The 19,464-nt window shown below is 72.4% G+C and carries 16 protein-coding genes and 1 pseudogene; 9 read left to right on the forward strand and 8 right to left on the reverse strand.

What is annotated here, in order from left to right:
• Positions 1–2: 2 nt before the first annotated feature.
• The gene (locus GV126_RS04965; protein ID WP_159663039.1) at positions 3–905 is read left to right on the forward strand and encodes a glycosyltransferase family 2 protein; all 903 of its coding nucleotides are present in this window, start codon (positions 3–5) and stop codon (positions 903–905) included.
• A 285-nt stretch (positions 906–1,190) separates the two neighbouring features.
• On the opposite strand, the gene GV126_RS04970 is transcribed toward GV126_RS04965, so the two are convergent.
• Entirely contained in the window at positions 1,191–2,501 is a 1,311-nt protein-coding gene (locus GV126_RS04970) for a baeRF2 domain-containing protein (RefSeq protein ID WP_159663041.1), read from the reverse strand.
• 139 nt (positions 2,502–2,640) lie between these two features.
• Positions 2,641–3,063 carry a PPOX class F420-dependent oxidoreductase gene (locus GV126_RS04975; protein ID WP_159663043.1) on the reverse strand — a complete coding sequence of 141 codons (423 nt, stop codon included), beginning with the start codon at positions 3,061–3,063 and terminating at the stop codon, positions 2,641–2,643.
• 352 nt (positions 3,064–3,415) lie between these two features.
• Here GV126_RS04975 and GV126_RS04980 point away from each other — a divergent pair, with 352 nt between their 5' ends.
• Positions 3,416–3,856 (forward strand): SH3 domain-containing protein, encoded by a 441-nt coding sequence (locus GV126_RS04980; RefSeq protein ID WP_159663045.1) that lies wholly within the window; start codon positions 3,416–3,418, stop codon positions 3,854–3,856.
• Between the two features lie 221 nt (positions 3,857–4,077).
• Positions 4,078–4,278: pseudogene (locus GV126_RS04985) on the forward strand (helix-turn-helix domain-containing protein); the annotation flags it as partial.
• Positions 4,279–4,332: 54 nt separating this feature from the next.
• Here GV126_RS04985 and GV126_RS04990 read toward each other — a convergent pair.
• On the reverse strand, positions 4,333–4,773 hold the full coding sequence (locus tag GV126_RS04990; protein ID WP_006136660.1) for an Lrp/AsnC family transcriptional regulator: 441 nt from the start codon (positions 4,771–4,773) through the stop codon (positions 4,333–4,335).
• 203 nt (positions 4,774–4,976) lie between these two features.
• On the opposite strand from GV126_RS04990, the gene GV126_RS04995 reads away from it, so the two are divergent.
• Positions 4,977–5,408 carry a hypothetical protein gene (locus tag GV126_RS04995; RefSeq protein WP_159663047.1) on the forward strand — a complete coding sequence of 144 codons (432 nt, stop codon included), beginning with the start codon at positions 4,977–4,979 and terminating at the stop codon, positions 5,406–5,408.
• 465 nt (positions 5,409–5,873) lie between these two features.
• Positions 5,874–6,122, forward strand: a complete 249-nt coding sequence (locus GV126_RS37595) for a hypothetical protein (RefSeq protein ID WP_236569883.1) — start codon at positions 5,874–5,876, stop codon at positions 6,120–6,122.
• On the opposite strand, the gene GV126_RS05000 is transcribed toward GV126_RS37595, so the two are convergent.
• Together GV126_RS05000 and GV126_RS05005 are read right to left on the reverse strand one after the other, a co-directional pair.
• A complete protein-coding gene (locus tag GV126_RS05000) occupies positions 6,085–7,257 on the reverse strand; it encodes an acyl-CoA dehydrogenase family protein (protein ID WP_159663049.1) in 1,173 nt (390 codons plus the stop codon). The two genes, GV126_RS37595 and GV126_RS05000, sit on opposite strands and share 38 nt — an antisense overlap.
• A gap of 231 nt (positions 7,258–7,488) precedes the next feature.
• On the reverse strand, positions 7,489–7,650 hold the full coding sequence (locus tag GV126_RS05005) for an SCO1431 family membrane protein (RefSeq protein ID WP_159663051.1): 162 nt from the start codon (positions 7,648–7,650) through the stop codon (positions 7,489–7,491).
• Between the two features lie 321 nt (positions 7,651–7,971).
• Between GV126_RS05005 and GV126_RS05010 the strand changes: the two genes are divergently transcribed.
• Positions 7,972–9,348 carry a cellulase family glycosylhydrolase gene (locus GV126_RS05010; RefSeq protein ID WP_185948220.1) on the forward strand — a complete coding sequence of 459 codons (1,377 nt, stop codon included), beginning with the start codon at positions 7,972–7,974 and terminating at the stop codon, positions 9,346–9,348.
• 82 nt (positions 9,349–9,430) lie between these two features.
• Here the strand turns inward: GV126_RS05010 and GV126_RS05015 are convergent, their stop codons facing one another.
• On the reverse strand, positions 9,431–10,084 hold the full coding sequence (locus GV126_RS05015; protein WP_236569884.1) for an RraA family protein: 654 nt from the start codon (positions 10,082–10,084) through the stop codon (positions 9,431–9,433).
• Between the two features lie 170 nt (positions 10,085–10,254).
• On the opposite strand from GV126_RS05015, the gene GV126_RS05020 reads away from it, so the two are divergent.
• From GV126_RS05020 to GV126_RS05030, 3 genes are all read left to right on the forward strand, one after another.
• Positions 10,255–10,578: a DUF2254 family protein gene (locus GV126_RS05020; protein WP_236569885.1), complete on the forward strand. Its 324-nt coding sequence runs from the start codon at positions 10,255–10,257 to the stop codon at positions 10,576–10,578.
• Between the two features lie 399 nt (positions 10,579–10,977).
• Positions 10,978–14,277, forward strand: coding sequence for a S8 family peptidase (locus GV126_RS05025; RefSeq protein WP_185948238.1), 3,300 nt, complete (start codon positions 10,978–10,980; stop codon positions 14,275–14,277).
• Positions 14,278–14,828: 551 nt separating this feature from the next.
• On the forward strand, positions 14,829–15,935 hold the full coding sequence (locus GV126_RS05030) for a serine hydrolase domain-containing protein (RefSeq protein WP_159663057.1): 1,107 nt from the start codon (positions 14,829–14,831) through the stop codon (positions 15,933–15,935).
• Between the two features lie 137 nt (positions 15,936–16,072).
• On the opposite strand, the gene GV126_RS05035 is transcribed toward GV126_RS05030, so the two are convergent.
• On the reverse strand, positions 16,073–17,491 hold the full coding sequence (locus tag GV126_RS05035; RefSeq protein WP_159663059.1) for a C39 family peptidase: 1,419 nt from the start codon (positions 17,489–17,491) through the stop codon (positions 16,073–16,075).
• Between the two features lie 425 nt (positions 17,492–17,916).
• Positions 17,917–19,371, reverse strand: a complete 1,455-nt coding sequence (locus GV126_RS05040; protein ID WP_185948237.1) for an amino acid permease — start codon at positions 19,369–19,371, stop codon at positions 17,917–17,919.
• Positions 19,372–19,464 lie beyond the last annotated feature (93 nt).

Here is a 19,464-nt window from a genome sequence, read left to right on the forward strand (position 1 = left end):
GCGTGACCGCTCGGCGATCTCGGACCTCGGATGCGGCGCCCACCGCGCCCGTGACGGTGGTGGTGGCCACCTTGAACCGCCGCGAGGAGTTGCGCGGCACCCTGGGGCGGCTGACCCGGCTGCCGGAGAGCCCGCCGGTCGTCGTCGTGGACAACGGTTCGGCCGACGGCACCGCCGCCATGGTCGCCGCTCGCTTCCCGCAGGTCACGCTGGTGCGGCTGCGGGAGAACCGGGGCGCGTGCGCGCGCAACATCGGCGTCCGGCTGGCCCGTACCCCGTACGTGGCCTTCAGCGACGACGACTCGTGGTGGGAGCCGTACTCCCGGGCCCGGGCCGCGGACCTGTTCGACCGCCACGCGCGCCTGGGCCTGCTGGTGGCACGGCTGCGCACCGGCGAGGCCGGCCGGACGGATCCCGTCTCGCTGAAGATGGCGTCGGCGCCGCTGGGCCGGGAGGCGGACCTGCCCGGCCCGAGCGTGCTGGGCTTTCCCGCCTGCGCGGCGGTCGTGCGGCGCGCGGCGTTCCTCTCCGTCGGCGGCTTCGACGAACTGCTGTTCTTCGGGGGCGAGGAGAGCCTGCTGGCCGTCGACCTGGCCGCGGCCGGCTGGGGGCTGGCCTACGTGTCCGCCGTGCAGGCACGCCACCTGCCGTCGCCGTTGCGGGAGACGCCCGCGCGACGCTGGTCCCTGCACCAGCGCAACGACGTCCTCGTGCACTGGATGCGCCTGCCCCTGAGGGACGCCGCGCGCCGGACGGCCATGCTCGCCGGGCGGGCCGTCCGCGACCCGGCCGCCGCTCGCGCCCTGTGCGGCCTGCTGCGCCGCCTGCCCGGCGGCATCGCCCGCCGTCGGCCCGTACCCCCGTCCGTGGTGCGCCGGCTCGCCGTGCTGGGGGAACTGCGCTGACGAGGAGCGGCCGGCGGGCCGTGGACTCGGCGCGAGCCGGATGCGGGCAGGGCAGGGCGGGGTGCGGCCGGAGGAACCGGACAGGGCGCGGCGGATGCCGCCGTGCGGCTAGGGCGTGTTTCGAAAGTAGCGTCGTCCGCCCGGAGGGCGGGGCCCGCGGCGTCTGGCGCGGTGCATCGCAAGGCGGAGGGTCGTCCGCGTACGGGGCGTACGCGGACGAGCCCGACAACGCGGCGAGGTGCCGTGCCAGGCGTCGCGGGCCAGACGGGACTTTCGAAACACGCCCTAGAGGACCGTCAGGTCCGTGACGTCGCGGTAGCGCAGCACCACGCCCACGCCGTCGGTCAGAGGTGTCTCGTCCGGCGGCAGCACGACCAGGTCCGCTCCCGTGCGCACGGCGGCGTGCAGCAGTGCCGACCCGGCCGGCTCCCCCCGCACGTCGCTGGTGCCGAACGACCGCAGCTCGGCGGCCGTCAGGGCGATCTGGTCGGGGCGTGTGCCCGTCCACAGGTGCTCGGGCAGCCGCAGGGGCGGACTGAGCAGAACGGCCTGGGCCTGGCCGCGCTGCAGGGCCGTGACGGCGGCGGCGATGCCCTCGGACCGGTGGCGGTGCCTGGCGCGCTGGGTGAAGAAGACGTCCACGTGCCGCTCGTCCGCCCTGCTGAGACATCCGTCGAGGACGCGGGCCACGTGCGCCTCGGCCAGGGCACGCCCGGCGGGGTGGCCGCTCTCGGTGCCGTCGTCCACCTCGTCGTTCATGTCGTGCGTGGCGCGCCGGTCGTCGTGCTCCTCGCTCACCTCGCTCCGGTCGTCCAGGTCGCCCAGGTCGCTCACGTCGGTCCCGTCGCTCCCCTCGCTCCCCTCGCTCCCCTCGCTCACGTCGATCCCGTCGCTCACGTCGCTCGCGTCGTTGTCGACGACCGTCAGGCTGTTCTGGAGCTGGATGGGCAGGCGGTTGACCAGGACGCCGGACAGCCAGGGGTCGCCGGCGTCCCGGCACACCACGACGACCTCGGCCCGGTGGCCGTCGGCCAGGTCCGCCAGGTCCCGTGCGACCTGGTGGGCCGAGCGCGGCCAGTCCGCCACGGGTAGCCGGCGGCTCAGGCGTCGTCCCGGGGCGATGCGGCTCATGGGCCACCGGCCGGCCTCGCCGACGACGAGCACCTGCCCGGCCCCGTCCCGAGGGGTGTCGGCGCCGCCGCCGGGAGGCGGGGCGGTGCGGGTGAGGACGACGGCCAGGTACGGGATGTCGGGGGCGTGCGCGAGGGCGACCGGCAGGGTGTCGGGCAGCGGACCGAACCGGGCGGTGTCGTGCTCGGGCGGGTCGGGCAGTTCCGCCGCCAGGCCGAGACGTCCGTGCGCGGCGAACAGAGCCTGCCCGTGCCGTCCGGGAATCGCGCGGTCCGCTCCGACCACGTCGTCCAGGGCGCCGACCGTGGCCTCGTCCGCTCCCTGGGCGCGCAGCGCCGCCCGCAGCTGCCGCCAGCGCAGTGCGATCGCCCTGTCCGGGTCCTCGATGTCCCTGGAGGTGTCCAGGTGGACACTGGCCCAGGGACCGGGCCCGCCGGTGACGGGTTCCAGGAACGACAGCTTCATCGTGACCCTCGGCCCCCTCGTACCCCGGTCGTCGGCGCCCGGGTACCCGGCGGGCACGGTGCCAACCTCGGCGTACGCCTGCAGGGCGGCTCCGCTCCGGCCCCCGGGGCGGCGGGCGCGCCGGCCCCGGGCCGTGCGGTCACACGGACGCCTGGTCGCTGTCCTTCAGGGTGCCCCAGCCGTGCCAGCGCTCGATCTCGATCCAGGCGGTGACCCGGGCCCGGACGCGGTCCGGGTAGGGCTTGCCGGTGTAGTGCGTGGACAGGCGGTCGATGTCGGTCAGGCCCTCGTCGTCGCGCATCTGCGTGACCCGGCCGATGAGGGTGAGGTGTGTGTACCAGTCGTCGCCGTCGAGGACGGTCAGGGTCACCCGCGGATCGCGCCGCAGGTGCTTCAGGCGCACCCGGCCCTCGTCCAGGCTGATCAGGATCCGGCCGTCGTCCCACAGGTACCAGGTGGGCGTGGACACCGGTGCGCCGTCGGAGCGCAGGGTGGCCATGACGGCCGGGTTGGGGCGCCGCAGCAGTTCGACGGCCTCGGACGGCAGCGGTGGCTTGGACATGTGGGCTCCCTGGGGTGCAAGAGTCGTCGGCCGGTCGGGTGCCCGGCGCGCCCGGGCGTCACACGGGCGGGGCCGGCGGCGCCCGCGCGCGCCGGGCACTGACCGTCACTCAGCATAGGCTCCGGCGCCCGGCGGACCGGGACCGGCGGGCGGTCGCGCGCGCCTCGGACGCGCGGCGCGCACGCCGCGGGATGCGCGTGTGTACGGGCGGTCGAGCCGGTCAGCCGTTCCCGGGGGACGTCCCCGCCGTCCCCCGGGACGCCGGGACGGCATCGGCGGCGGGCCGGGCGGACACGCTGGGCGGCAGGTGATCACGGCCTGTGGTCACCGCATCGACAGCCTGGAGGTTTCCATGATCCGACGGCTTTTGACCGGTGTCCTGCCGGCCGCGGTGGCCGTGGTCGCGCTGCTGCCCGCGGCCGCCGACGCGGCACCGGCCGCTTCCGCCCCGCGCGCCGCCGTGCCGGCGGTCGCGGCCCACGAGCCGCCCTCGCTGCTGCCCGCACCCGCGCACCGCACCCACCACGTCAGCCGGCGTGCCACGCACCGCCGTTCGAACCACCCCGTGGGAGTGGTGACCACCCGCCACGCGTCGCTCAACGTCCGCTCCGGACCCGGCACGGGTTACCGGACGATCGGCGTCCGGCACCCGGGCCGGTGGCTGGCGCTGCAGTGCCGCACCCATGGGTCGCGGGTGCGCGGCACCCACCTGTGGTACCGGCTGGCACACGGACGCGGTTACGTCTCGGCACGGTACGTGGCGGTGATCCGCGGTTCGGTGCCGTGGTGCTGACGGGGCGTCGGCCGCAGACCTCGTGACCGCACCGCCCGCCCGGGTCACTCGTCCCGGGCGGGCCTGCGGCGTGCCGGGTGCGGGCGCGCCTCGACGACCGGTGTGCGCACCGGGCTCACCTTCCTCCTACCTCCCGCAGGTGTGGCGGTGCCCCCACCCAGGGAAACCATTCCGACAACCGGGGCGAAACGCCCACAGCGGCAGTGGAGTCGGGAGCGGTGATGCGGCAGTCCCAGGAAGCGGCACCCCCATCCGGGACGCTGGCACGGACCCTGCGCGAGCTGAGGGACCGTACGGGTCTGAGCCTGGCGGCCCTGGCCGCGCGCACTCCGTACAGCAAGTCCGCCTGGCACCGGTATCTCACCGGGGTCACCCACCCGCCCCGGTCGGCCGTGGAGGCGCTCGCCCGGCTCGCGGGCGCCGACCCGGCACCGGCGCTGGCGCTGTGGGAGGCCGCCGGGCAGAGCCCGCCGGCGTCAGATGCGCGGCGGGCGGGCCTCGTACGGCGTGGAGAGGACGACCGTCGTACGGGTCGACACGCCCGCCAGGCTGCGCACGCGGGCCAGGAGTTCCTCCAGCTCGTGCGGGGTGGCCACGCGCACCTTGAGGATGTAGTTCTCGTCGCCCGCCACGCTGTGGCAGGCCTCGATCTCCGGGACTCCGGCCAGCCGGTCGGCGATGTCGTCGGGGGCGCTGGGGTCGAAGGGTTTCACCGAGATGAACGCCGTCATGGGCAGCCCCACGGCCTCGGGGTCGACGACCGCGGCGTACCCGCGGATGACGCCACGCTGCTCCAGCCGCCGCACCCGCTGGTGCACGGCCGACGTGGACAGGCCCGTGGCCTTGCCCAGGTCGGTGTAGCTCATCCGCCCGTCCTTGACGAGCAGCTGCACGATCTGTCGGTCCAGCTCCTCCAGGGCGCAAGAACCTACAGGGCGCCGAGGGCCGCGTGGGGGCCGCGCCCGCCGCCGTGAGCACCTGCGCCGAGCATGTGAGAAACGCCACACTCTTCGAGCGCCCTCCGTAATGCTCTCGTGATTACCTGCGAGACCTGACGGGAAGTGCTTGCTGTGGTCGAGGCCGCAGTGCCTTCACGGCCCAGCCTTAGGGGGAGAATCCCATGCACAGTGTCAAGCGCCGTTCCGTGTCCAAGCGGCAGCAGCCGGTCGTCGAGTCCCAGCCGGAGGGCGTCGAACCCGACGACTTCGACGCCGAGGAGTTCGACGACTACGACACCTTCGAGATGTACCGGGTGATCTGCCCGGAGTGCGCGCAGCCCATCGCCCTGCTGGCGGACGAGGAGGTCCTGCCGGAGCACGCGCTGTGCGCCTCGCCGTGGAACCCGTTCGGGCTCACGGTCTGCGCCGGCACCGGCCGCAAGGCCTCCGAGGCCCGCCCGGCGGACGAGTCGTACGCCCCGCAGGAGCAGCAGACCGTCCTGCTGCTGACGCTCCCTCAGGGGCTGGACTGGCGAACGCAGCCGTTCTCCCACGTCGGCGGCCCGGGCTCGCGCCCGATGCGCGTGCCGGTGATGCGCCGCCCCGCCGCCTGAGCGGCCGTTCCGCCGCACCGGCGCCCGCCCGCGGCCGACACCTCACCCGCGGGCGACTCCGCCCACGACCGGGCACCGCACCCACGACCGGTGCCACCCGTGCCCGGCGCCCCGCCCGCGGGCGGTACCACCTGCGGCCGGTGTCACCGGTGCGTGCCACCCGTACCGGTCACCCCCGCCCGCGGTCGGCAGTGCGAAACCGCCCGCAACCGGCGGGTCGGCACCACCCGCGACCGGCACCACCCCTGCACCATGGCGCACGACGCCGCCGTGGTGCGGGTCCCTCCGTCCGGTCCGGGTCCTCCGGCAGCCATGCCTGCGGCGCCCCACGCGGGACCGCCGGCGCCATAAGGGCGGGGCCCCGCACGCCGTGCCGCGGGCGGCGTCACGGTGGCGGACGGCGGTGAACTCACGCGCGATTCCGGCGAGCGGTGACCTGTCCGCCCCGCACCGCGTTGCCCTGGTATGACCCCGATTCCCACGGCAGCCGGACGCAGGCGTCGGATCTTCGTGCCGCAGCCCACGGCCCCGCTCCCGCCGGCGCCGCCCCCGCTCCCCGACCCGCCGATCTACCGTGACCTGGTGCGCGCCTGGGCCGACCGCGGTCGTACGCTGCCGGGGCGCCACGACCCGGAGTGGGTCCGGCTCGTGGCGCCCTTCCCCGGGCTCGGCCTGTTCAGCGACTCTCGGGACCCGCGACGTGACGGGCGATGACCATGCGCTGGATCTGGTTGGTGCCCTCGACGATCTGCAGCACCTTGGCCTCACGCATGTAGCGCTCGACCGGGAAGTCGGCGGTGTAGCCGTAGCCGCCGAGCACCTGCACCGCGTCCGTGGTCACCCGCATCGCCGTGTCCGTGCAGAACAGCTTGGCCATGGCCGCCTCCCGGGCGAACGGCCGGCCCGCGTCGCGCAGCCGCGCCGCCGCCAGGTACAGCGCGCGCCCCGCCTCGATCTGGGTCGCCATGTCGGCGAGCATGAAGCGCAGTCCCTGGAAGTCGGCGATCGGCCGTCCGAACTGCCGCCGGTCGGCGGCGTACGCGACGGCCTCGTCGAGGGCCGCCTGGGCCAGGCCGATGGCGCACGCCGCGATGCCGAGCCGCCCGGAGTCCAGCGCGGACAGCGCGATGGCGAAACCCTGCCCTTCCTCGCCGATGCGCCGCTCGTCGGGGACCCGGACGCCGTCGAGGTGGATCTGCGCGGTCGGTGAGCCCTTCAGGCCCATCTTCTTCTCCGGCGCCGCCGCGCTCAGGCCCTCGGCGTCGCCGGGCACCAGGAACGCGGTGACTCCCCGCGGGCCCTCCACGCCGGTGCGCGCCATGACCGTGTAGAAGTCGGCGACGCCGCCGTGGGTGATCCACGCCTTGGTGCCCGTGAGCACCCAGCCGTCGCCGTCGCGGACCGCCTTGGTGCGCAGGGAGGCGGCGTCCGAGCCGGAGGCGGGCTCGGACAGGGCGTACGCGCCGAGCAGGTCACCGCCGAGCATCGCGGGCAGGTGGTCGGCGCGCTGCTGCTTGGTGCCGTAGGCGGCGAGTGCGTAGGAGGCCAGGGTGTGCACGCTCAGGCCCAGGCCGACGGTCAGGCGGGCCGCGGCCAGTTCCTCCAGGACCTGGAGGTAGACCTCGTAGGGCTGGTCCCCGCCGCCGTACTCCGCGTCGTAGGGCAGGCCGAGCAGGCCCGAGCGGGACAGCAGGGTGAACACCTCACGCGGGAAGCGGCCGGCGTCCTCCTCCTCGGCCGCCTTGGGGGCGATCTCGTGCCGGGCGATGTCACGCACGAGCGAGATCAGGTCCCGGGCCTCGTCCGTGGGCAGTTGCCGGTCCACCGGCTGCGGGGCGCGGTCGGGCATGGCGACGCTCTCCTCCCTGTCGGGCACATCGGCGGACGTGCGCCTTGGGTGGGGCGGCTCCGCCGGAGGGTTCCTCGGCCGGCTGATGCTTCGCACTTCCGGGTCACGGAAGTGGCTGACCAGCGGCTGTGCGCAGTGAGTATGCCCGATCGGCCGCGCGGAGTCACCGGTTAACGACCGCTTACTTCAAGAAAGGGGCGAGGGGCGGCCGGCACCGGAGGACACGCCCGGTCACAGCAGGCCGAGCCGGGTGACGAGCATCGCGATCACCACGACGAGGACCCAGCCGAGGACGTGCTCGAGGTACTTGGGGGCGTCGCCGTCGCCCTTCGGGCCGCCGGTGCGGACACGGGCGGGGGTGACGGAGGCCGCGGAGGCCGGGTGAGCGGTCATGGGTTTCTCACTTGATCGGTGGTGCTGCGTGGACTCCCCCGGCGCCGGGTCGGCTCCCGGGCCCCTTGCGCCGGGTTCGCTCCCGGCCCCTCGTCCACCTTGCCACCCGCGGTGGGCGACACGGCGGAGACGTCGGTCACACAGCCGGTCCACAGAAGCTGGACCGCACCCGTATGACAGGTCCGCGACAATCAATGCCGTCACATCCCTGTACACACCCCGGTCCCCGCCGGTACGGTCTCGGGCCGTCAGGAGTCATGGGAGCGCTCCCATCACGTCGCTCCGCATGACGTGAGGTCCGTTCGCCCGCAGGAGGAACATGTGAGACGGTTCATGGCATTACTGGCGGCCTGTGCCACGGCACTCGGGCTCATGACGCTGTTCAGCCCGCAGGCGACAGCCGCCACCGGCTGCCGGGTCGACTACACGGTCACCAACCAGTGGCAGGGCGGGTTCCAGGCCGGAGTCAAGATCACGAACCTGGGTGATCCCGTCACCGGCTGGACCCTGAAGTTCACGCTGCCGGACGCGGGCCAGAAGGTCGTCCAGGGCTGGAACGCCGCCTGGGCGCAGTCCGGCTCCACCGTGACCGCCGCCGGCACCGACTGGAACCGTGCGCTGGCCACCGGCGCCTCGGTCGACGCCGGCTTCGTGGGCTCGTTCACGGGCGCCAATCCCAAGCCGACGGCGTTCACCCTCAACGGCGTCGCCTGCACCGGCTCCGTCGACGACACCACGCCGCCCCCCACCGGCGGCGACGGCACGCCCGTCGGCGTCAACGGACAGCTCCACGTCTGCGGCGTGCACCTGTGCAACCAGTACAACCGCCCCATCCAGCTGCGCGGCATGAGCACGCACGGACTGCAGTGGTTCAGCCAGTGCTACGACAACGCCTCCCTGGACGCGCTGGCGAAGGACTGGAAGGCGGATCTGCTGCGCATCGCGATGTACGTGCAGGAAGACGGCTACGAGACCGACCCCGCCGGGTTCACCAGCCGGGTGAACAGCCTCGTGGACATGGCCGAGGCCCGCGGCATGTACGCCCTGATCGACTTCCACACCCTGACGCCGGGCGACCCGAACTACAACCTCGACCGCGCCAAGACGTTCTTCGCCTCCGTCGCCGCCCGCAACGCCGCGAAGAAGAACGTGATCTACGAGATCGCCAACGAGCCCAACGGCGTGAGCTGGGCCGCCATCAAGCAGTACGCCGAGCAGGTCATTCCGGTGATCCGGGCGGCCGACCCGGACGCCGTCGTCATCGTCGGCACCCGCGGCTGGTCCTCGCTGGGCGTCTCGGACGGCTCCAACGAGAGCGAGATCGTCAACAACCCGGTCAAGGCCGACAACATCATGTACACGTTCCACTTCTACGCCGCCAGCCACAAGGACGACTACCGCGCCACGGTGAGCCGGGCGGCCACCCGACTGCCGCTGTTCGTCACCGAGTTCGGCACGGTGAGCTACACCGGCGACGGTGCGGTGGACCGTGCGAGCACCACGGCCTGGCTGGACCTGCTCGACCAGCTGAAGATCAGTTACGCGAACTGGACCTACTCCGACGCGCCCGAGGGCAGTGCGGCGCTCAAGCCCGGCACCTGCGGGGGCACCGACTACAGCAGCAGCGCGGTGCTGACCGAGTCGGGAGCGCTGATGAAGAGCCGGATCAGCACTCCGGACACCTTCCCCACCAGCTGACCGCTTCCCTGAGCGGTGGGGCTCCGCACGACCGGAGCCTCGCCGCTCAGCATGCGTCCGTGCGGGGCGCGCCCGCGGCGTCTCAGCCCTCGAAGCCCGCGTCGCGCAGGATCCGGTCGATGCGGGTGCGGTGCGCACTCTCCCAGGCGTCCAGAGTCTCACCGGCCTCCTTGGCCAGCTTGGCCCGGGCCGCGGTCAGCACGTCGTCCCGGCAGGCCGAGGGGACGACCACGACGCCCTCCTCGTCGGCCACGACGACGTCACCGGCGTTCACCGCCACCCCGCCGCAGCGCACCTCGACGTTGAGCGGCTCGACGGCCTTCTTGCCGCCCGGAATCGGGATCACTCCCCGGGCGAAGACGGGGAAGCCCGCCTCCCGGACCTCGGCGAGGTCGCGGATCAGCCCGTCCGCGACCAGGGCCGCGACACCGCGGCGCTGCGCGACGGCGCAGACGTTCCCGCCCGCCAGCGCGTAGTCGAGGTCTCCCGATTCGACGACGAGGACCGAGCCCGGTGCGGCCCGGTGGATCGCCGCGTGCAGCATGAGGTTGTCGCCGGGAGGGCACCGCACGGTGAACGCGGGTCCGGCGATCCGGGGCACCGGCTGCCACAGCGGGCGGATCCCGATGTCCATGACCCGCTCGCGCCCCAGGACATCGGCGAGCGTGGTGGTCGGGATGCCCGCGAACCCGCTCGCTTCGGTGCCGTCCGCCATGCCTCCGGTGTCGTCCGCCATGTCTCCCCTGCTTCCCTGGTCGTCGTCGCGTGCGGCCGCGGACGACACGGTCGCGCCCCTCTGCGGGGTGCGTCCATGCTGTCCCCGGCGGCCTCCGGCGGTCCTCCGGCGGCCCCGCCCGGCGTCGACGGTACTGCGCCGGCCGACGCCCCCGGCCCCCGGGTCGGCGAGTGGACCAGCAGGCGGCTGCCCGCGTCCGTGACGGGCCCAGCCGCACGCCGCAGCAGAACACCGCGTACGGTTTCCGGCTCCTCGCCGGCATCGCGAACCGGGCCCTGTCGCCCGCCGTCGACGACCCCGCCACCGCCGTCCAGGCACTCGACCGGAACGAGGACGCGCTGCCGCGCTCGGCCGACCGCTCTCTCGGACAGGGTGACGCGCTGCCCAGTCATGGACGAGCAAGAACCTGCTCCCCGCAACGGTCGCGCGGAACATGTGCGCCCGGACGACACCGCGGCCGCCGCGGTGGGCGGCCCCCGGGTCTTCGAACGTGACACCTGCAAGCACGCAACGCAGTGGAACGGTGCTTCAACAAGCCGAAGCAGCGCTGCGGCAAAGCCACCTGACAGGACATCAGATGTCACGCCTGCCTGCCAGGCACCGTCCTCGCAGCCCTGCTGAGGTGGGGTGCCCCCCGGAGACCGACACCAGCGTCCGGGCAACGCGGCGCGCCGACAGGGCACTTCGCGGTTCTGCAACGGTGATCCGACTGCGGCGTAACAGTTTTCCTTCATCGTCTCTTACCGTCCTTTCATCTGTTGAGCCGTCAGATCGCTCCCGGCATACTGCGTGATCCGGAGAGGTTGCCGTACATGCGTACGAAACCTCTCCCGCTCGGGTGAACGGGGAATTCACCCGTTACTCCACTCCAGGGGGAGAACTTGCGCAGACAAGTGAAAAGAGTTGCTGCTGCCGGTGTGGCCACGGCCGCAGCCGTCGCCCTCGCCGCGGGCATGACCACCCCGGCGTCGGCGAAGCCCGCGGACAGCGTCCCGGCCGCCGGGTCGGGACTCACCGCGAAGACCCACGTCACTCTCATCACCGGTGACCGTGTCGCCCTCGACGCCAAGGGCCGGATCGTCGGCCTGCAGCGGGCCAAGGGCCGCGAGCACATACCCGTCCAGATCCGCCGGACCGCGGGCCACACGCTGGTCGTGCCGGCCGACGCGGCGCACCTGCTCGCGTCCGGCAAGCTGGACCAGCGGCTGTTCGACGTCACCGAACTGAACACGGCCGCCACCCGTCGGGCCCAGAGGAACGGCCTGAAGGTCATCGTCGGCTACACCGGCTCCGCCACGGCAGCCAAGGCCGACGTCCGGGGCGCCGGTCAGCTGCGGCGCAGTCTCGCGGCGCTCAACGCCGACGCCGTGCAGACGCCGGTCACGGACACCGCCGAGCTGTGGCACGCCGTCACCGACGGCGACACGACCGCCTCCGGCATCGCACACGTCTGGCTCGACGGGGTCCGCAAGGCCGCGCTCGACCGGTCGGTGCCGCAGATCGGCGCCCCGGTCGCGTGGAAGGCCGGCTACACCGGCAAGGGCGTGAAGGTCGCCGTCCTGGACACCGGTGTGGACACCCGCCACCCGGACCTCAAGGACCAGGTGATCAGGTCCAAGAACTTCAGCTCCGCGGCCGACGCCACCGACCACTTCGGGCACGGCACCCACGTCGCCTCCATCGTGGCGGGCACCGGCGCCAAGTCGGGCGGCCGGTACAAGGGTGTCGCCCCGGACGCCGAGATCCTCAACGGCAAGGTCCTGGACGACAGCGGTTCCGGCGACGACTCCGGCATCCTCGCCGGCATGGAGTGGGCGGCCGCCCAGGGCGCCTCCGTGGTCAACCTCAGCCTCGGCGGCTACGACAGCCCCGGCATCGACCCGCTCGAGGCCGAGGTCAACAAACTCTCCGCCACCAAGGGCATCCTGTTCGCGATCGCCGCGGGCAACGACGGCCCCGGGTCTCTCGGTTCGCCGGGCAGCGCCGACGCCGCGCTCACCGTCGGCGCCGTCGACAAGAAGGACAAGCTCGCCGACTTCTCCTCCTCCGGCCCGCGCGTCGGCGACTACGCCATCAAGCCCGACGTCACCGCGCCCGGCGTGGACATCACCGCCGCCGCGGCCAAGGGCAGCGTCATCGACCAGGAGGTCGGCGAGAAGCCCGACGGCTACCTCACCATCTCCGGCACCTCGATGGCCACCCCGCACGTCGCGGGCGCCGCCGCCCTCCTCAAGCAGGAGCACCCCGACTGGGGCTACGCCGAGCTGAAGGGCGCGCTCACCGGCTCCGCCAAGGACGGCGACTACACGCCGTTCGAGCAGGGTTCGGGCCGTATCGCGGTGGACAAGGCGATCGGGCAGTCCGTGATCGCCGATCCGGTCTCGGTGAGCTTCGGGCTCCAGCAGTGGCCGCACACCGACGACAAGCCGGTCACCAAGAAGGTGACCTACCGCAACCTCGGTGACAAGGACGTCACGCTCACCCTGAGCAGCACCGCCCTCGACCCCCGGGGCAAGGCCGCCCCGGCGGGCTTCTTCACGCTCGGCGCGAGCGAGGTGACGGTCCCGGCGCACGGCACCGCCTCCGTGGACCTCACCGCCGACACCAGGCTGGGCGGCACCCTCGACGGCGCCTACTCCGCGTACGTGACCGCGACGGGCGCCGGCCAGACCGTCCGCACGGCCGCCGCGGTCGAGCGCGAGGTGGAGTCCTACGACCTCACGCTGAAGTTCATCGGCCGCGACGGCAAGCCCGCCCCGTACTACAACGCCGACCTCAACGGCATCGCGGGCCTGGCCGACGGCACGGATGTGAGCCCGTACGACAAGTCCGGCACGGTGAAGGTGCGCGCGCCCAAGGGCACGTACATCCTCAACACCGCCGTCTTCGTGGACGAGTACGGTGAGAAGGGCATCGACTGGATCGCCCAGCCGAAGCTGACCGTCACCAAGAAGCAGACGGTCACGATCGACGCACGCAAGGCCAAGCCGGTGGACATCACCGTCCCGGCCTCGGGCGCCACCTCGCAGTTCGCCTCGCCGGGCTTCTCCGTCGCGGCCGCCGACGGCGAGTACGGCTACGGCTGGTTCCTGGACTCGTACAAGAACTTCCGCACCGCCCACCTGGGCCCGCAACTGTCCTCCGGCCGGCTGTTCCAGCAGTGGGACGGCCACTGGACCAAGGGGGCGAGCGAGCAGTACGACGTGACCTCCGGCGGCCCGGTCAAGCAGCTCGCCACCGGCTACACCAAGCACTACAGGACCAGCGAGCTGGCCACGGTCAGGACCCGGCTCGGTGCTCCCGCGAGCGGCAAGTCCGGATCGGTCAGCGCGATCGGCTCGCTGCCCGGTGGCTTCGGCGGCTCCGGCATCGACATCCCGCAGAAGCTGCCCGGCACGCGCACCCTGCACGTGTCCACCGGCGGCGGAGTGCGCTGGGAGCTGGACTTCACCCAGTACGGCGGCACCGACCAGGACGGCTTCCCGTCCTCCGAGGCCTGGTACACGCTCGGCGAGTCCTCCTTCAAGGCCGGCCGCACCTACACCAGGACGGTCAACACCGCGGTCTTCGGCCCGCACGTCGGCAAGGAGCTGGGCCTCTTCCGCACCGGCAACGAGATCTACGGTGTGCTGCCGCTGTTCGCCGACTCCGCGGGACACGCCGGGTCCTCGCTGTTCAGCTCGGTGAACACGGCCCTGTACCGCAACGGCACCAAGGTCGGCTCCACCGAAGACCCGCTGTTCGGCGGGGAGACCTTCAAGGTCCCGGCCGGTGACGCCGCGTACCGGCTGACCACCTCGGTCAAGCGCTCCGCGAAGGTCGCCACGGTCTCCTCCCGGATCGACGCGACCTGGACCTTCCGCTCCGCGAAGCCGACCGGCACGGAAGCCCGACTTCCCGCCTCCGTGCCGCACTACGGCATCGACACCGGCCTCGACGGCAAGGTCGCGGCCGGCAAGAAGGTCACCTTCCCGGTCACCGTCGCGGGCTCGGCGGCGGGCGGCAACCTGAAGTCGCTGGCGGTGTACGTCTCCTACGACGGCAAGACCTTCAAGAAGGTCGACGTCCGCGGCGGGAAGATCACCGTCAAGAACCCGGCGAAGGGCAAGTCCGTCTCCCTCCGCGCCAAGATCACCGACAAGAAGGGCAACACGTCCGAGATCACGGTCTACGACGCGTACTTCGGCAAGTGAGCCGCAGCGCCCGCTGACACACGAGGGGCACCCGGAGGACTTCTCCGGGTGCCCCTTACCCGTTCCGCGCCGACGGGGCCGACCGTGCCCGGGCCCTCGCTCATGGCCCGAGCCGCCATGGCCGGCCTCGGGTGGAAGACCGGCGGGTCGCCGACGGGCGCGGGTCGTCATGGCCGGCCGTCCGGACCTCGTTCGAGGAAGCGGCGCCGCCCACGTGCGGACCGTGTCCGCGGTGAGCCGCAGCCGGCGGGACACTTCCATGACGAGTGTCCCTCGGCGCACACCGGCACGGTCCGCGACCGCCGGACCAGAGCCTGGGCCGTCGTACGACGACGGACCCGGCCCCGAGTGCGGCCCGTTGGGCATCAGTCAGTGACAACGGCGGAATCTTCGGGCCCGGACGACTCACCCCCGGCCAAGGACGAACCCCCGAGCTCACTAGGGGCGGTTCAGGGGTGTTGTCCGGGTGATCACGGATAGGCAAGGTCTGTCTCGTTCGAGAGAGTCGACGTGGTCACCCGAGTCCCGCCAAAACCGCCGGAGGCATCTCGATGCACCTACGCGTCGCCCTCACCGCCTATCTCCTGAGCTCTGTTCTCACGGTCGGTGCGGCTCTGCCGGCAGTCGCCGCCCCTGCCGCTCCCGCCGGCCCGACGTCCGCGAACCGCACTGTCCAGGACATCCTCGACCACCTGCCCGACGACATCGTCGCGGGCGCGTTGACCAGGAAGGACGATGTGGGCGCCACTGCCGGCCCGGTCACCGCTGACGCATACGTCCGGATCGGCAGCGTCACCAAAGCCTTCACCAACACGGTGGTGCTCCAACTCGTGGCCGAGCATCGCATCGACCTCGACGCACCGGCACGGCGGTACGTCCCCCAGGTGCTGCCCGAAGCGTACGGCGATGTCACCGTGCACCATCTCCTCGACCACACGAGTGGCCTGCCCAAGCCCGCCCCGACGCCGGGCCCGGCTGACGGACCTGGATGGCAGTTCGCATCCGTGACGCCCGAGGACTTCCTGCGTGCATCGTTCGCCGCCGCCGGCGGCACACACCCCCGCCCCGGTTTAGAGCAGCAGTACAACGGGCTCAATTCCTTCGTCCTCGGTCTGATCGTGGAAGAGGTCACCGGCCACTCCTTCACCGCCGAGCTGGAGCGCAGGATCATCCGGCCGCTGCGCCTGCGTCACACCGGCCTGCCTGCCGCCGACGACCCCACGATCCCCTCGCCCCACGCGGAGGTGTACGTCGACGGGCAGGACGTGACCGAGCAGAGCCCGTACCCGTGGGCCGAGGGAGGCATGATATCCACCGCGGCCGACCTGGACCGCTTCATGACGGCGCTGTTCCGGGGCCGGTTGCTCCCACCCGCCGAGCAGAAACTGGTGTTCGAAGTGCCGACCGCGACCAACGGCGCCGACAACAAGAACTGCACCGGCACGACCGCCTGCTACAGCACCGGTGGACTCATGCGCTACCAGCTTCCGGACGGCGAGGACGCGTGGGGCAAAACCGGTTCCCGCCCCGGCTGGGACAACGGCTTCTTCGCCACCCGCGACCTCAGACACCGCTTCGTGTACTCCCTGAACCCGACCGGGGCCGGCAACGACCTCCCGTACATCAAAGCCCTCATCAACGCCGCGCTCGCGGACTGATCCGGAACGGCTTTCCGATCCGTCCCTCACCAGCGGCGCGGCCGAGGGCCGAGCGACCCGGCGAACCTCTCCGGTCACTCAGGACGGCGCGGACCGTTGCCGCGAGGTCGTGCAGCGCACGTTCGGCAGCCACATGATCAGCGAATCCCGACGCTCATGAGCGCGCGGCGCTGAGACGGGGTCGGGCGGGCCGGGAAGTAGAGGTAGCAGACACCGCCCGAACCGCTTCTGACCTTGCCGTTGGCGTCGTAGCGCTTGGTGCGCAGCCAGATGTTCTCGAACTCGCGGCGCCGGTAGACCCGGCGGACCGCCTCGTCGCTGGGCGAGGCCGGGTCGTTGGCGATCACGTCGCCGTCCGCGGTGAAACCGATGACGGTCATCAAGTGGCCCGAGGTGCCGTATCCGGCGCCGGTCAGCTCGGTCTTGAGGAAGGACTGGGACGTTATCACCGGGATGCCGGCCGCGATCAGCGTCTCGACGTCGGTGAGGGAGGCGAGCCGGGTCACCACGCCCTGCAGGCCGTCGAACGTCGCCGCGTAGGCCGCGTTGAACGGCCAGTTGCCGCAGCCCGCGTACTGGTAGTCGTACGTGGAGCGGGCCGCGTGGCAGACCTGCGGGTCGGCGTAGGAGGGGTCGACCCAGGACAGTTGCTCGGGGGTGAGCCGGCCGCCCCAGTACTCGATGATCATCTGCGAGGAGGTGGGGCTGCACCAGGCCTCGCCGCCGTTGTCGTACTCGGGGTACTGGCCCGCGTGGATCTCCTGCGAGTAGCGGGGAACCGCCAGCTCCCTCGCGGTGCCGCCGGGCTCGGAGGCGGGGATGGTGAAGCGGTCGGGGATGTCGGACCCCATCGCGCCGATCCGCCGGACGACCGGGGTGAGCCGGGTGCCGGGCCTGCGGTGGAGCGTCAGACGCAGCCGGTAGGAGACCAGGCGCAGGCCGGAGGACGGGTCGTCGAGGGAGAAGGTGTCCGTCCAGATCGTGCTCTTGCCGTCGCTCTGGTCGTCGACGGAGGTCCGCTTGATGTCCTGGTCGCCGGCGGCCCAGCGGCCCATCACGTACCAAGGGGTGGCCGTGCCGTCCGAGTAGGTGCCCTGCAGTTCGACCTGGAGCCAGGTGCCGGCCGGGGTGTGCGCGTTCCAGGAGACGACGGCCTCGGTGGCGGGCACGGCCAGGCGGTGCACCGGGCTGGTCCAGGTGGCGTACTCCCAACTCGCGGTGGTGCCGGGGTGCGGGTCGGTGTACTCGGTGGTGCCGGCCGGGGTGGCGATCTCGATCCCGGGGCGGGCGCCGGCGAAGGCGCGGGTGCCGTGCGCGGTGCCGCTGCGCCAGTCCGTGTACGTCGTCCAGGCGTGGTAGTCGATCGGGCGGGCCGGGGCGGCGGCGGTGCCTTCCACGGAGGGTCCGTCGGTGCCGGACGCTGCGCCGGCGCCGGACGGCGCGGTGGCCGCGGACGGGGCGGTGGCGGCGGCCGCCGGAACCGTGCCGCCTGCCACGGCGGCCACGACCGCGGCGGCCAGGACGGATCTGCGGGAGGGCTGGTCGGCTCTGCTCATGGGTGGAAGACCCCCAGGTGTCCGAGTCGGGGCGGAGGGCGGTCCTGCACGGCGGCGCGCACTGCGCGATCGCGATGCGCCCCACTATGGCGGCGGGCGACGGCTCCTGCCAGTACTTCGACGGACGCCACGCCTACCAATATTGGTCTGCTCCAGTGGCACGAGCAGTGGCATGAGCTGCGGTCTCTGCGCTGCCCTGCGGTCCGGCCGACCGGACGACCGTACGGCGGAGGACGGCGGGGCCGCGTGCTCCGGGGCGTGGGCCGTCGCCGGGCCCCGGGCAGCCCGCCCCACGGTCTCGCGGGTGCGGGCTGCGCGGGCGCGGGCGCGGGGACGCCGGGGCGTCCGCGGGCTCGTCCGCCGTGACGAGCACGGGAGCGCCGGGGAGCGCCAGGGCGTTCGCGCAGCCGTCCTTCGCCCCTCCCTCAGATGAGGTCCATCGCCGCCACCTCGTCCGGGCGGCCGTAGCTGATCGGGCCCTGGAAGCGGTGGCGGGCCGTGGCGAACCACCAGGCGGTGGCCACGAGCAGGACGGCGGCCAGGGCGATGGGGGCGTAGTTGAAGGAGTCGGCGGTGATCGGGGAGGCCTGGGGCAGCATGAACAGGATGCTGCTCAGGGCGATCCAGGTGACGGCGACGACGCCGACCGGGCGGCCCCAGCGGCCCAGGTTCCAGGGACCCGGCTGGAAGTCGTCGCCCAGGCGCAGGCGGAGCAGGATCGGGACGGCGTAGGCGACGAACAGGCCGACGACGTTGACGCTGACGATCGCGGTGAAGGCCGTGTGGGACCACCAGCCGGGCAGCACCAGGGCCAGGGAGCAGGCCACCGCGAGCCAGACCGCCTTGACGGGGGTGCGGGTGCGCGGGGAGACGGAGTGCCACCAGCGGGAGCCGGGCATGGCGCCGTCCCGGGAGAAGGCGAAGATCTGCCGGGCGTTGCTGGTCAGGTTGGCCAGGCCGCAGAAGAGCATGGCGCCGATGACGATGAGCAGGAGCGCCTTGGCGGTGCCGAGGCCGAGGGCGTCGAGGAGGATCTGGACGGGTGGGGCGTCGGCGCTCGCCACACGGTCGTAGTCGCGAATGCTGAAGACCAGGGCGAGCATGAGGATCAGACCGGTGACGGCGGAACAGGCGATGGCGCGGGTGATCCCTTTGGGCGCGTTGACGGTGGCCCGGACGGTTTCCTCGGACATGTGGAAGCTGCCGTCGAAGCCGGTGAAGGTCCAGCTGGTGACCAGCAGGCCGAGCATGCCGCCGTAAAAGCCGTTGGTGAAACCGGTGTTGTTCGCGAAATGCGTGACGAAGGACGCCGGGCGGTGGTGGTCGGGGACGGCCACGAGCGCGGTCACGATCACGACGAGACCGATCAGCAGCCACCACACCGAGATCCGGTTCAGGACGGCGACCAGCTGGACGGTGTAGGTGTTGGCCAGTCCCTGGAGCACGATGAGCAGCCCGGTGATCAGCACCGTCTGGTGGACGGTGGGGTGGTACGAGGGCCACTGGAGGGCGATGAAGGCCTGGATGAAGGTGGCCGCGGCGTAGCCGGTGGCCGCCGTGCCGCCGACCTGGCCGACGAAGTTCAGCCAGCCGGTGAACCAGGACCAGGCGCCCTGATGGCGCCGGGCGAGTTTCCCGGCCGAGAAATACAGCGCTCCGCTCGTCGGATAGGCGGAGGCCACTTCCGCCATCGCCGCGCCGATGAACAACACCATGATGGAGACGCCGATCCAGCCGAACACGAGAATACGGGGTCCGCCCGCGTTCATGCCGAAGCCGAAGGACGAGAAAATCCCCGAGATGATGTTGATGATGGTGAAGGATATGGCGAAATTGTCGAACGCCTTGAAACGCCGGGTGAGTTTTCTGGGATAGCCCATCGCGTGCAGCGTGGCGTCGTCGTCGAGGGCGTTCGCCGGGGCGGAGGTGACCGGTGTCCGTTCCGTCACGGTCGGCCTTTCTCTCGGTGGGGG

Origin of the sequence: Streptomyces mexicanus (genome assembly GCF_902506575.1) — a bacterium.
Classification (GTDB): domain Bacteria; phylum Actinomycetota; class Actinomycetes; order Streptomycetales; family Streptomycetaceae; genus Streptomyces; species Streptomyces mexicanus.